7 protein-coding genes are annotated in these 14,879 nt (G+C 48.2%); 5 read left to right on the top strand and 2 right to left on the bottom strand.

What is annotated here, in order from left to right; translation table 11 throughout:
- The first annotated feature begins 28 nt into the window (after nt 1-28).
- Both Pan241w_RS15190 and Pan241w_RS15185 read left to right on the top strand, forming a co-directional pair.
- A complete protein-coding gene (locus Pan241w_RS15190; RefSeq protein WP_145217393.1) occupies nt 29-919 on the top strand; it encodes an acetamidase/formamidase family protein in 891 nt (296 codons plus the stop codon).
- 78 nt (nt 920-997) lie between these two features.
- Nucleotides 998-2,611 carry a N,N-dimethylformamidase beta subunit family domain-containing protein gene (locus Pan241w_RS15185; RefSeq protein ID WP_145217390.1) on the top strand — a complete coding sequence of 538 codons (1,614 nt, stop codon included), beginning with the start codon at nt 998-1,000 and terminating at the stop codon, nt 2,609-2,611.
- Nucleotides 2,612-2,642: 31 nt separating this feature from the next.
- On the opposite strand, the gene Pan241w_RS15180 is transcribed toward Pan241w_RS15185, so the two are convergent.
- Both Pan241w_RS15180 and Pan241w_RS15175 read right to left on the bottom strand, forming a co-directional pair.
- Nucleotides 2,643-4,115 (bottom strand): DUF1501 domain-containing protein, encoded by a 1,473-nt coding sequence (locus tag Pan241w_RS15180; RefSeq protein ID WP_145217387.1) that lies wholly within the window; start codon nt 4,113-4,115, stop codon nt 2,643-2,645.
- Between the two features lie 41 nt (nt 4,116-4,156).
- On the bottom strand, nt 4,157-7,657 hold the full coding sequence (locus Pan241w_RS15175; protein ID WP_197999944.1) for a PSD1 and planctomycete cytochrome C domain-containing protein: 3,501 nt from the start codon (nt 7,655-7,657) through the stop codon (nt 4,157-4,159).
- Between the two features lie 158 nt (nt 7,658-7,815).
- On the opposite strand from Pan241w_RS15175, the gene Pan241w_RS15170 reads away from it, so the two are divergent.
- The 3 genes from Pan241w_RS15170 to Pan241w_RS15160 all read left to right on the top strand — a co-directional run bounded on the left by Pan241w_RS15170 (nt 7,816) and on the right by Pan241w_RS15160 (nt 14,793).
- Complete coding sequence (locus tag Pan241w_RS15170) at nt 7,816-9,231, top strand: SBBP repeat-containing protein (RefSeq protein ID WP_145217381.1); 1,416 nt, start codon at nt 7,816-7,818, stop codon at nt 9,229-9,231.
- A 2-nt stretch (nt 9,232-9,233) separates the two neighbouring features.
- Nucleotides 9,234-10,295, top strand: a complete 1,062-nt coding sequence (locus Pan241w_RS15165) for a hypothetical protein (protein WP_145217378.1) — start codon at nt 9,234-9,236, stop codon at nt 10,293-10,295.
- A gap of 247 nt (nt 10,296-10,542) precedes the next feature.
- Nucleotides 10,543-14,793, top strand: coding sequence for a DUF1592 domain-containing protein (locus tag Pan241w_RS15160; RefSeq protein WP_145217375.1), 4,251 nt, complete (start codon nt 10,543-10,545; stop codon nt 14,791-14,793).
- Nucleotides 14,794-14,879 lie beyond the last annotated feature (86 nt).

Here is a 14,879-nt window from a genome sequence, read left to right as displayed (position 1 = left end):
TGGTAATTTTGAAACAAGGGCTTTGGAGATGAAACAAATTTCGCTCGACGCATTCAACTATGAATTCAATCGCCTGCAGGAGCCACGATTGCATATCGAATCTGGAGAAACGATTCAAGTTGAAACAGAAGACGCACTTTCAGGACAGATTCGGAAGGCCGGCGATCGCAGAGATAAAGCCAAGGTACCTTTCAGCAATCCCGTGACAGGGCCTATCTACGTTAAAGAGGCACAGCCGGGGGATATGCTGGCCATCAAAATCGAAGCCATTGAGTCTCGCGATGGGCAATGTGCGACTTACACGGGCAATCCGAAACAACTTTGTCAATGGCTGGGGACAGATGTGCCGGACGGAGCACACGTCTGCCCGATCCAGGATGGCTTCGTCTATTGGAGTGAGCAAATCAAAATTCCTTATACGCCGATGCTGGGGTGTATTGGAACAACACCCGCGTATGGTATGCCCAGTACAATGCCGGCCGGCCCGCATGGCGGCAATATGGATATCAGGGAAGTGACTGTGGGAAACACGTTGTATTTACCAGTGTTTGTAACTGGGGGATTGCTCTATCTGGGGGATGCGCATGCGGCCATGGGGCAGGGAGAACTTTCGGCGACGGGGCTGGAGATGGCGTCTCAAACGACTCTGACGATTGACCTGGTGAAAGGCAAAAATATTGCGGGGCCGCGCATTGAATCGCCTGAAGAGATCATTACTGTTGCGAGTGGAACACCGATGGAACGTGCTACTGCCGAGGCATTTGCCCAGATGATTCTCTGGATGGAAGCCGACTATGGTTGGAACCGCTGGCGGGCCTATGATCTGTTGACGCATGTAGCAGAAATCTCAATGGGCTACTATGAAGGCGGCGGTCTGGCAGTCAAAGTTGCAAAACAATATGTTGAGCACCCTTCCTGAACCTCTCAGAGCTCGCTTTCAATTTTGACATGTGTTGCGTCTCAGTATGAATTCTCTTCAGCCACTGGAATCGGTTTAATGCTTATTGGATATGTCAGCGACGAAAATTATCGAGCCCTCTACGATGTTGCTGTCGAGTTTCAGGCTAATGGCCAGTTCTTTAGCACGCGGTCGACTGCATCGGGGGCTGTGGTTCTTGATCTTCCCGTCGGTGCCTATGATGTGATTTTGCAGCATCGCGATTATTGTGCCAAACGCGTTCAGTTGCAGGTAGAGCCGGGGCAGGTTTATCAGTTTCGTTTGTTATCGACAAAATTATATGGCTTTGCCTGGCCGCGATGTGTCAGTGCAGGAGAGTCTTCGGAGTTCCGCGTGCACTCGACTTCGGAATACAGTCTGGAATTGTGGAAGTATGGAAAAGAAAAAGAATACGTCCGCCGGATCGGCACGTTTGACGATCATGCACCGTTATCGAATTTGCAGATTACACCCGATGGAGACTACACACAGGATGGTGTTGACTGGAACAATGTAGGTTATCGCACGGTCACTCAGAAGCAGACCGTCGCTGCACCGGAGCAAACCGGCTTGTATATGTTTCATTTGAGTAACAAATCGGGGGATGTATTCACTTATCCCTGGGTCGTTTCACCGAAAACGCCACAATCCGATATTGCAATTCTCGCCAGTGATCTTACTTGGAATGCGTATAACAGCTTCGGGGGACGCAGTAATTATCTCAACCCGGAAGGACTACCGCCGACTCCTGTGGTCAACAGCCGACAGGAATTGAGACGGTACCTCAAACCATCATTCGGGGCGTATTATGTTGAGGAGTATCCTCCATTATCCCTGGAACGGCCTCAACCTTATTTGCATATTGACCTGAATGAGCAGCTTCGTGATCCCATTTATAGCCGGATGGGTTGTGGGATGTTGCATTCCGAGTGGCGTCTACTAGGCTGGATGGAAGAGCAGGGGCTGTCTTACGATTATTACAGCGAAACTCAGTTTCATTTTGATCAATTACCGCTAGATGACTACAAAGTTCTGATTCTGAGTTCGCACCCCGAATACTGGTCGAAGCAGATGTATGACCGGCTGAAATCCTGGGTATTTGAATCTGGGGGACGGTTGATTTATCTGGGAGGCAATGGCTTAAACTGTGAAGTCGAATTTCTGGACGATCATCGGGTCGTCTATCACAATACCGACTGCACCAAGTGGTGTGGCGTCGCCATGGATCCGCCGATTCCTGAATCGGAATCGACTTTTGAAAGCCGCTATCACGCGCGACAGGAATCTGAGGCGAATCTGCTGGGAGTTGTGTTCTCTTTTGCTGGTATCATGACGGGAGCCCCTTACAAGGTGATCGATAATCAACACTGGTGTTTTGAAGGAACCAACTTGAAACAAGACGACCTATTTGGGACGGAAAGCCAGCATATGCGCATTCCGGGGGGCGCTTCCGGGCATGAGACAGACAAAATATCTGCCAGTTCACCGCCCGAAATCCATCTGATCGCTCAAGGCACGAATCCAGACCAGGGCGGGGCAGACATGGTGCATTTTCAAACCGCTTCAGGAGGAGAAGTCTTTTCTGTCGGTTCCATCTGCTGGATCACATCGATGTTAGTGGATGAGAATATCTCGTGCATTTCTCGCAATGTAATTGAGCGATTTACAAAATAGAACCGAGAGTGAAGCGATTCATCGAACGCGATCAGGTGATGATATCCAGGATAGGCTTGCCATAATCGATTTCCAGACGTTTACGCCCTGGGATATCCAGCTTGTGGCTGTCCAGCCCGAGTAAGTGATACAGGGTGGCATGAATGTCCGTCACATAGTGGGGGGATTCGACGGCGTGGAAGCCAAGCTCATCCGTGGCGCCATGAACGTGTCCCTGTTTGATTCCTGCTCCGGCAAACCAGACCGTAAAGCCATGCGGATGATGATCCCGCCCACTGGGCATCTTGGCATTGCCTCGATTTTCGACAGCCGGCGTTCGTCCAAATTCGGTACAGAAAACGACGACCGTATCGTCCCACATTCCGCGCCGTTTCAGGTCTTTCAACAGGCCGGCAATTGGTTTATCAACGCGTTTGCAAGAGCGTGTGTGATTTTCTTTTAGCTTCTGATGGGAATCCCACTCCCCGTAGCCGCTTAAGTAGACCTGGGTAAAACGAACGCCCCGTTCTGCCAGACGGCGCGCTGCCAGTAGCCGGCGTCCATAAATGGCGGTCTCTTTCTCATCGATCCCGTAGAGACTTTGCGTTTCCTGAGTCTCATCCGTCAATTCCAGCACTTCAGGGACCGATGTTTGCATGCGAAATGCCAGTTCGTAGGAATTGATGCGGGCGCGCAATTTCTCATCGCTGGGATATCCCACAGCCGCAATTTGGTTTAGCTCATTAATAAAGGCATACTGGTTAGCCTGTTCCTGTTCGAGCACTGATTTGGGGCGGCTACCGAAGGGGAGTGGATTTTTCGGATCCAGTGAGAGTTCGACTCCCATGTATTTGGGCCCGAGATAGTCGGGATTGAAGTTTTCTTTCACACGTGTATCAGTATACGAACCTAAAAATACATATTCAGGCAGGTTTTTATTAAGACTACCTAAGCCGTAACTGAGCCAGGAACCAATGACTGGTTGTTTCTGATCAAGTTTATGTCTACCGTGATGAATCTGATATTCGGCCGCATGGTCGTTGTCGGTTGTATACATGGAACGGACAAAGGAAATGTCATCAACGCAGGTCGACAGATGCGGCCACCAGTCTGTCATTTCAATTCCAGATTCTCCCTGCTTTTTGAATCCGACCTGCATCGGCATAATTTTGGAATGCTCGCGCTTTACTTTGACTACGGAACGCGCCCGTTCTTTGTAACGCGGATCCTTGAAGGGATCGGGATAAATCGTGTCTGAAAATGTTTTTCCTCCGTATTTATTCAATTCGGGTTTGGGGTCGAAGGTTTCCATCTGACTGTAACCACCAGAAAGAAACACCCAGATCACGGACTTGGCTTTGGGAGTAAAGTGGGGGCCATTTGTGGGGACAGCAGCTTTTGTCTGGTTTTCATCTGCTAAAAGCGTACTTAATGCCATACCGGTCGCACCGAAGCCCAAGTCTGCTAAAAACGCACGACGCCGAATGCGATTACATTGAGGCATTATAGATAAATCTTGTTTCATAATTTCAATCCTGCCTGGTGAAGCGGATGGTCTCATATGTTTTAACGGATGGTGACAAAATCGTTATGACTAAATAATGCCTGAACCAGACTTTCTCGTGCACGTGCTGCCGGTTGCGGGGCTGGTTGACTGAAATCGGTGATAGGCTTTGGGTTCTGGTCTGGCACTGGTTTTATTGTAGACTTGGAAAACAGCTGTTCCTGTCGTGTCAGAAAATGCATTGCTGCAGTCAGCTCTTTTTCAGTGGCAGAGCGAGACAGAATTAATTCAAACGCACGTTGTACAAACGACTGTTGTTTATCAGTTTCAGAATGAGGCTGAGTCCAGAGTTGAGCCGCAATTTTACGACTTTTTTGAACGGTCAATTTACTGTTAGTCAATGCCAGTGCCTGTTGCGGCATGATGCTGGTGGTACGCTGATAGCAGTCGGTTGCACTGGCACCATCGAATAATTCCAAAAACTCCATTTTTGCTTCACCATGATGCGAATAATACAGACTGCGTCGGTTGGTGATCAGCCCCTGATCCTGTTCCAGTTCCTGTCCGTACATTTTTGGGTCGAGGTCATTCGCGAGGTAGAATAGACTGTCACGGATGACTTCTGCTTCCATGCGATTGGTAGGGAACTTCCATAGCAAAAGATTGTCGCGATCGTTGCTGAGATTCGTGTGGTCGGGGGCAACGCCTTTTGAACTGCGCTGATAGGAGTCGCTGAGCAGAATCAAACGATGCAGATGCTTGATGCTCCATTGATGATCCATGAATTCTGCTGCCAGCCAGTTGATCAATTCCGGATGTGTGGGAGAGGCGCCGCTACGTCCAAAGTTATAGACTGACTTTACGATCGGCTGGCCGAAATGTCTCGTCCAGATATGGTTTACAGCGACACGCGCCGTCAAGGGGTTCTCACGATTCGCGATCCAGTGGGCGAGCGCGGCTCGTTTTCCGGTGCTCTGTTGGGGAAAAATACGGCTGAGGCTGGTATAGGTAGTAGTTCCTTCATCAAGTGGTTTTTGGGCGGCGGTCAACGTTGCTTGTGACTGAGTCAGTTGTTTCTGTGCCGTTGTGACTTTTTTGGCTCGTTCCTTGTCTGATAGCGGCAGTGCTTTTGCCTGGAGTAAGGCAAGTTCATTCGATTTGTGCTCAGACTCCGCCTGACTCAATCGTGCCCGCCATTCGGCCTGACTGGCGGCTTTTTCTAAAACTTCAAAATTCTTTGCTTTTTCGATGTAACGTGCTGTGGCTGCGCGAACACGAGCCGCATATTCTGATTTCGCGTCACGGGTTGCCTGGAGAGTTAGCTGAAGCGAGTTTTGTTTTAATTTCACCAAGTCCCGATTTTGAGTTGCTTCTGTGACTTTCTGCTGCCATTTTTGATCAGCTTCTGAGAGCGGTTTGTTCAAAATAACTTGTGAACTTGCTGTGCCGGTACTGAAACGTGTGACCGACCAGTTTTTAATTCCGGGGATATCTTCCCCCTGGCGATAGCCGGGAAATTCAAAATCGAATCGCTCTAGCTCCTGCGCGTCTTTGCCAAGAAAGACAATTTCATCAAACTCCGCAACACTGCCGGGATGTGCGTCCAGAAAGAGACCACGGTTCGTTGAATTGGCAGGATTCCAACCATTGAGGGCGATCGGCTGCTTGTCCACGACGATTTCGGATGCCGCTGCATCTGTGATAGTCAACTCTGCGATGTCTTCAGTAGGTTTCAAAAGCAAAGTGACTTGAAATGCTTGATTCTCCTGATTTGCTTTGTAATTTCCTACGGTCGTTGTACCCGTGGTACCGGGAGCATACGTAATAATCTTACCGGCTTCAAAAGCTACGTACAGATTTGTTCTGCCGCCCGATAAATCGTTCGAAAGTTGAAAGTTAACCAGACTGTCAGTCAGAATTCTGAGTCGAAATTGAACTTGTATCTCTGAATCAAACGATTTCCAATTGGACAATTCATGTGCCAATGTGCGACGTCCCTGTTTTGCATTGAGTTGCAGCGCCTGATTATTAGTGACCTGTGTTGGTTGATTCTTAGTCTGGCTTATTTTTCGATTTGCGAGAACATTGGCCAGTTGCGTTTCCTGTTGATGCAGATCCTTGTTTAATTTTGACTTCTGTTGTTTCCATGCTTTTAGAGCGTTCTGGAAAGCGGCTTCGCGTGTTTTGGTTTCTTCTTTAATCACAAACGGCTTCAAACCGGGATACCAGGCGGTGACTGGTAGATCAACGGGGGTGATTGGAATTTGATTCCCTCCCAGAAACTCAATTGCGGCTGCTTCAATCGGTGGTTTCGCTTCGACGATATTTTGCTCAAGGCCGCCTGTGTAGAATTTCGCTTTGGCATCCAGGTGTCTGTCGTAAATGCGTACCATACCTGTTCGAATAGGCCCATTGCGGACACTCAATTTGTAATCGGGAAATATACCGGGATCGGGTTCGCCGGGGACGCGGTCGTGTCGCAGATCAATTGGCTCAAAAAAGGAACGGAAGGCAAAGTATTCATTCTGGCTGATCGGGTCGTATTTATGGTCATGACACTCACAGCAATTCATTGTCAGTCCTAAAAATGCTTTAGCGGTATGTTCGACATTGTCTTTGCGCCAAGTGTGATAATTCCAGCGATAGAAATTCCGAACGATAAAGCCGGTAGCCACCAGGTTCTCTCTATCGTTGGGAGCAATTTCATCGGCAGCCAGCATCTCTATAATCATGCGGTCGTAGCCTTTGTCTTCGTTCACAGAACGAATGATCCAATCTCGCCAGCGCCAGATCAGGGAATAACTGTTGGTCATATCCTTGGCACCACGACGACCATACCAGTCGCTATACCTCCAGATGTCCATCCAGTGTCTGCCCCAACGTTCTCCGTATTGCGGACGACTAAGCAGATCCTCAATCACACGTTCGTACGCATCTGGTTTTGCATCGTTCAAAAAAGCATGCAATTCTTCGGGAGTCGGAGGCAGTCCAATGAGGTCAAGATAGACCCGTCTGAGTAAAGTCGCTTGATCGGTTTTGGGTTGGGGAATCAGGCCAGCCTGCTCATGACGCGCTGTGATGAAGGCGTCAATGTGATTGGTCACTTTTGCGTTTGTAGTGGGAAGGGCAGGACGTTTGATTGGTTGGAAGGCCCAATGGTCAGAGGGAGCTGATTCAGGTTGATCATCGGCTGGAAACCGGGCTCCCTGTTCAATCCAGGTTTTGATGAGTTGGACTTCATCCTGCTTCAGTTTGCGTCCCTGGCCTTCAGGGGGCATTTCGAAATCGGCATCTTCGATCAGAACCTGATACAGCAGGCTTTGCTGTGGTTTACCGCCGATGACAGCAGGACCAATTTCGCCTCCTTTAAGGATCAATTTCCCTGCATCCAGCCGCAATGCAGATTCCTGTTTCAGTGTTCCATGGCAAGCGAAGCAATGGGCCTGCAGAAGTGGTTTGATTTGTGTTGTGTAATCAACGGTGGATGTTGATGTCTGTGCGAAAAGCGAAAGAGGGGCGAGTGTGATCAGGCTCAAGAGTGTACTGGCGCATTGCCATCGCATAGAACGACTCCACATTTCTGTTCGAACAGGATTTATAGAGCGAGTGTCTGTTATTTACAATAAGCACTCTTTTATATGAGGACAAGCCCGTTTATGATAGATTCTTAAATATGCTTATAAAATAGTTCTGTAGCTGTTTTGAATAAAGAAAGCCTACCATGAAATCATTCTTGTCTCTGAGTTCTACGCGTTTGTCTGTTTTTGTTTTGTGTTGTCTGATCTCTAGTCTGTGGCTCGCGATACCAGTCGTTGCGGGAGAAAACAAGGGCGTTTCTAAAACATCTCCCCGTTCTGTTCTCTGGGTCAAGCAAGCTGGGGGCAGCAAACATGATAAAATACGGGGCATCACCGTTGATGGGGCAGGGAATTGCTTCGTCACAGGTGAATTCACTGAGCAGGCACAATTTGCAGATCAGAGCGTGACCAGCCGGGGAAAAATGGATTTTGTACTTGCGAAATACAGCCCCGAGGGGAAACTGCTCTGGTTACAAACAGCAGGAGGGTCTGAGATCGATCGTGGTTATGCAGTGGCCGTCGATCGGGCAGGAAATTCTTATGTGACGGGCCATTTTCAGAGTCCGACATTCCAAATTGGGGATAAAACTCTCAAAAATCAGGGAGACTACGATTATTTTGTCGCGAAGTATGACCCTGATGGAAAGTTGCTTTGGGCACAAAGCGCAGGAGGAGCCGGATATGATTATGGACATGGCATTGCAGTAACACCTGATGGAGAATGTTATGTCGCAGGCTCCTTTGCGGGAGCAGTGACCTTTGGTGATTCCCAATCCAAAAACAAGCAGGGGCGTTCTCTGTTCGTGGCCAAATATGATACCGATGGAAAGGTGCTCTGGAGTCAATTGGCTGGAAACAAACTCGGCCAGAGTGGACACCAGATTGCCGTAGATCAAACAGGGAACTGTTATGTCTGCGGTTATATTACTGGTCTGATTGAATTGGCTGGGAAGACAGTGGGGACCGATACGAAAGTGAAGGATATATTTCTTGCTAAGTTATCGCCAGGAGGTAAGCTGCTCTGGTCTGCCAATTCTGGAGGGCAGGCAGATGGATTGAGTACAGGCGTTGCCGTGGATGCACAGGGGAACTGCTATCTGACGGGGATGTTTAAGAATGAGGCAACGTTTGGCAAAACGACTCTCAAGAGCACAGGCGCGTATGATATTTTTGCAGCTCGGATCAATGCCGATGGGACTCCTGCCTGGGCATATTCCGGGGGAGGCGAAAAAATTGATTACGGTCTGGGTATCGCCGTTGATCGAGGCGGTAACTGTTACGTGACGGGTGAGTTCACGGATGATGTGAAATTCATGGGAAAACACCTGACTCAGCTGGGAGGACGTGATATATTTGTCACACGTTTCTCGCCAGAAGGAAAACTCGACTGGCTGGAAATGCTGGGAGGTGATAAAAGTGATCTAAGTTATGCGATTGCCGTCGATCACAACAACCATTGTTTCCTTTCCGGGGCCTTTTCTCCTTCCACACAGTATCAGAGTTATCAATTGAAAAGCCGCGGCAGCAACGACATCTTTTTGATTAAACTGAGCCAATAATTATGACTGTTCGTGGATTATTTTTCCTTTGTGTTGTTACTGCCTGTTATACATCTGGTTTTGCACAGTCCGTCGTTGAAAAACCAGTGGAGATTCAATCCCAGCGGGCAGGAGCACCTCTGGCGGCGACGCGGCGAAAAGCCATTAATGCGCTGCCGTTTCAGCGACCTTTGGATGAGAAAAAACTCAAGAAATGGCTGGAGATTAGTTCTCAATGTACGATGGCGGAGTTTGAACTGTTTCTCTCGCCGCTTTCTGCAGAAGAACAAGAATTGCTGAATGTGATTGAAGACAAGCCGGCCCCGATTATCAATCGCCTGCACTTTGAAAACCTGCGACATGTACTGAAAGAGAAAGCGCTGGTCTCATTACGGATTGAAGAGAAATTACAGCATGATTCCTTAACGCATACGACACCAGCAGTGGAAAATCTGCTGTATGGTGCTTTTGATGCGGTCTTTGCGAGTGTCGGTCCGCCGCATGGTTCACCACGCTATGGTGATGTGATTATCCGTCTGAAAGATTCTGTTCGAGAAAAGGGCTGGGCCACTCCTTTCAGCGGCATGCACTTCATGTATGCGATTCGCCATAAAGATGCCCGCAAGATGCAGGATCTGCTGGCGATGGGAAAAAAACTGCCAGCTTCACGTTATAACCCGCTCCACTTGGGGTTTGATGATCGTTTGCATTTTTCTCACTATGTAGTCACAGAAAAAAACTGGAATAAAATGCTGGCCTATCAGGCCATTCTAGTGCATCGCAATCTTGATGATTCTCCCGCCAGTCAGAAGGTCAAACAGCGATTTACCGATATGCTGACTGAAAAAGATCCGACAAAGTTCTGGAGCCTGTATATTCCAGCACGGATTAAAAATGGAACACCAGAGCAGGCTGCTGCAAATATTCCATTTGGTTATCTGGAAGGCAAATTTGACGACCAGCTTTCAATTGATTATTTCACTTCAATTGAAGTTCCCGCTGACAAACTGGCTGAAGTTCGCAGCTGGCCGGAAGCACAACCATTCTTGCATTTAATTCGTGTCAAGCCTGCAGGAACCCCCTGATTATTTCTATGTTTCTTGAGACTACTAATAGATGAGAATCCTACGTATGTCCTTATTTAATAATGAGATAAGGTCTGTTTTCCTCGTCTGAAGCTTTTCTTTGAATCGAATTACAGCATATGCGTCTTTTAATGAGAGGGTACTAACTTGACATTCCTGTCGACAGTCGACAATATGTGGTCTGATCATAATCTCTCATGTTCTGAAAATCATGACTCCATAATAAAAATCACAGGCGGAGACGCGCATGACATCTGTCTCACGAATTACTTTCATTTCTGTGATACTGGCCATAGCGTCGGTTTCCTCTTCCGCACAGGAATCGACTGCGACACGTTTTGCTGCTTTACAGGCGCAACTTCAAACCAGTCAAAAAGCGGTCCTGAGAAAATACTGTTTTGATTGTCATAGTCCTTCAGAAAAACAGGGGGAGCTAGATCTGGCGCGATTTCAAACTGTGCAACAGATTCGGCAGGATATTGTTCCCTGGCAGCGCGTTGTAGAGATGCTGGATGATGGTGAAATGCCGCCCAAGGACGCAAAACTGCAGCCCACTCAGGCAGAGCTCAAATCGTTACGTCAATGGGTTCAGGCCGTATTAGATACAGAAGCCAAAGCCAATGCCGGTGATCCAGGCCCCGTTGTTTTACGACGGTTAAACAATGCCGAGTATACCTATACGATTCAAGATTTAACCGGTGTCCCACTTCAGCCGGCTAAAGAATTTCCTGTGGACAGTGCTGCTGGAGAGGGCTTTACGAATGTGGGAAATTCGCTGGTAATGTCGCCGTCGTTAGTGCAGAAATACCTTGAAGCGGCAAAAGGGATTGCAAAACATGCAGTGCTTCTGCCGAATGGAATTGAGTTTTCCAGCCGGACTTCCCGTCGTGATTGGACGAACGAAAAGCTGGCAGCGATTCGTAACTTTTACGCGCGCTTTACAGACAGTAACGGCGGGACAGCTGTTAATTTGCAGGGGATTCAATTCAAAACAAATGGAGGTGGTCGTCTGCCACTGGAAAAATACTTACGAGCAACACTGAAAGAGCGGAACTCGTTGAAATCGGGCAAGAAATCAGTTGAGGATGTTGCTCGCGAGAATACTCTGAATGAAAAATATTTGCGGACACTCTGGAATGCGCTTAATGACAAAACTCCTTCGCGAATACTTGATCTAATTCGAACAAAGTGGGAAACTGCGAAGCCGGAAGACGCAACAGAAATCGCAGCTGACATCACCCAGTGGCAGCAGGCACTCTGGCGTTTTACTACGATAGGACACATTGGCAAGAAAAATGGTCCCACTGCCTGGCAGGTTCCCGTACAACCGGTTGCCACGCGGCAGGAATTTCGGGTCAAAGTGCCTACGGTTGAAGAAAAAAAAGATCTTTCATTGTATCTGGTTGCGTCAACTGTCGGAGATGGAAATAAAGATGATTATGCTGTCTGGGAAAAGGCCCGATTTGTGGCACCCGGTCGGCCCGATCTGCCTCTGCGTGATGTCAAGAATGTTGTGTCAGTGCTTTCAGCTTACCGCGACAGGATTCTTGAAAATGCGGCTGCGAGTCTGAATGCGTCTGTTGAAGCAGGGGAGAAAGCAGATGATCGTCAACTTGAACTACTGGCACAGAAAAATGGAATTGAGCGCGTTGTCTTGGGGGCCTGGCTTTCTTATCTCGGAATGCATCAACAAGAAGTCTCGATTGATTCCTATATCACCTCGAAGATGGAGCAGGCTCAAAACTACGATTTCATCAAAGGCTGGGTTGGTAAAAACGCTTTGAGTGTTGTTGCCAATTCTTCTGATCAAAGTGTCCGTATTCCAGGTGAAGTTCAGCCGCACAGCGTTGCCGTTCACCCAACACCCAAATTACGTGTGGTGGTAGGTTGGAAAAGCCCGGTCACAGACACCGTTAAGGTGACAGGACATGTGAAGCGGGCACATATTGGGTGTGGAAATGGTGTGACATGGCGTCTGATATTACATCGTGGTGGAACACGACAGTTGCTTGCATCTGGAACTGCTAGTTCAGCGAAAGCAGCAGTGCTGGGGCCGTTTGAGAAGCTGGTTGTACGACAGGGAGATCTGCTCTCTCTCAGTATTGGGCCGCGCGATGGAAATCATTCCTGTGATTTAACAGCCATTGATTTAACAATTAGTTCTGAAAGCAAGGGCAACAACAAATGGAATCTGGCTGAGGACGTGTCTTCAAATATTCTTGACGGCAATCCCCATGCTGATCAGCAGGGAAATCAGGCTGTCTGGCATTTTTATAGTGAACTCGATGATGGTAAATCGGAAGCCACGATTCCTGCAGGTTCTTTGCTGGCTCGATGGCAGGTTGCTCCCAGCATTGAAATGAAGAAACAGCTGGCCGATCAGTTGCAGACTCTTATCTCAAACGGTACGGGAAATTTACCCGCTGATTCACCCGATGCCAAACTTTACCAGCAGATGACATCACTGAATGGACCGTTTTTTGCATCCGTTCGCAAACAACTCCTGACAAATCCTAAAGCCCTTTCCTTTTCTGATTCGAATTCTAAATATGGATTGCCCCAAATTCTGTTTGGGAAACATCCGTTGGGAGCGACAATCCCATCTACTGATCTATGCGTGCAGGCACCTTCGATGCTGGAACTGACTGTTCCCGCTGATCTGGTGGATGGTTACGAATTTGTTGTTACAGGAACCTTGCATGAGAAAACAAGTCCCCAAGGCACTGTGCAGCTCAAAGTATTGAAAGACAAGCCACAACAGCTGACAGATCTGACCGCAGGTTCGTTTAAACGTAGCGGTCGCAAGTCAAGTTGGTCCGATGGTGAGAGTGCTGTCATTCCTCTCTCACCAATCCTTGTTACTGAAAACAGTGAAGTCAAAAAAGAGGTATTGGCACAGTTTGAGGAATTCCGTCAACTGTTTCCGGCAGCGTTGTGCTACACAAAGATTGTGCCCGTCGATGAAGTCGTGACGTTGACATTATTCTATCGTGAAGATAGTCAACTGCAGCGACTGATGTTGAATGATGAGGAAGTTACCGAATTGAACAAGCTATGGAATGATCTGCATTATGTCAGCCGTTCTCCACTCATTCAGGTTGATGCTTATGAACAGTTATGGCAATTTGCGACGCAGGATGCGGATCCAAGTGCATTCACACCCATGCGGGAAGGAATCATGCAGCGTGCAAACGAGTTTAAAGCGTTGCAGTTGAAAACAGAACCCGTGCATGTGAAAGCAGTGTTCGATTTTGCTGAGCAAGCTTGGAGACGCCCTTTGCTTTCCGCGGAACGGGAACAACTACCCGCGCTTTATACTCAATTTCGGGAGCAGGATCTTTCACACGAAGAGGCGGTGCACATGTTGCTGGCGCGTGTGTTGGTTTCTCCTGCTTTTCTGTATCGTAGCGAACGAGTATCGTCTGGAGCAAAACCAACGTCCGTTAGTGACTGGGAACTGGCGTCGCGGCTGAGTTATTTTCTCTGGTCTTCACTACCCGACGCAGAATTGCGGCGTCTGGCAGCCCAGAATAAGCTGCATCAACCTGATGTACTAAAGGCACAGGTGAATCGGATGTTGCGAGATCCGAAGATGCGCCGTATGGCGATTGAATATGGTTGTCAGTGGTTACACATTCGAGACTTTGATCAGTTTGACGAAAAAAGTCAGCGGCATTTCCCAGAATTTGCTGACTTGCGAAGCGACATGTACGAAGAAGTGATTCGCTTCTTTACGGCTCTCTTTCAGCAGGATCGATCTGTTGTGGAAATACTGGATGCCGATTATACCTTTGTGAATGGCCCTCTGGCGGAGTTTTATGGTCTGCCTGGCGAGAAGCAGGAAAAGGTATGGGAGCGAATTACTGGAGTCAAGAAACAATCGCGCGGCGGTATCCTTGCGATGGCAGCGACACTTTCAAAGCAATCGGGCGCATCGCGGACCAGTCCGATTTTACGCGGAAATTGGGTCTCTGAGTTCCTATTGGGCGAGAAACTCCCACGACCTCCCAAGGATGTTCCAGTACTTCCTGAAGAAGTCCCCAAGAACATGACGGAGAGGCAGCTGATTGAGCAGCACAGTTCTAATCCTGGTTGTGCGAAGTGTCATGAACGGATTGATGGCTTCGGATTTACTTTGGAGCAATTTGACAGTATTGGTCGACTGAGAAGCAAAGATTCCAGTGGTCATGAAATTGATGTTTCTGCTGTGCTTCCCGATGGCACCAGGGTCAGTGGTCTAGAAGGTTTACGTCATTATTTGCTGAGTGATCGGCGTGACGACTTTCTGCGAACATTTCAGCGTCGCCTGTTGGGCTATGCTTTGGGGCGATCGGTCCAATTGTCAGATGAGCCGCTGCTGAATGAGATGTTACAAAAAATGACTGAGGATGAGTATCGGATTTCGACAGCAATCCAGACAATTGTCTTGAGCCCACAGTTTCGTATGATTCGTGGGGCAGATCACAAATACCTGAGCAGTGTTTCTGAAAATGACTAGATCATCCACGTCAGGACGTGTTCAGATTCTTAAAATGATGACAAAACATATAACGGCATAATCACCTTTTACTGAAACCAAGGAGT

The organism is Gimesia alba (genome assembly GCF_007744675.1).
Lineage (GTDB): Bacteria > Planctomycetota > Planctomycetia > Planctomycetales > Planctomycetaceae > Gimesia > Gimesia alba.
This window is presented reverse-complemented; position numbering and strand designations above follow the sequence as displayed.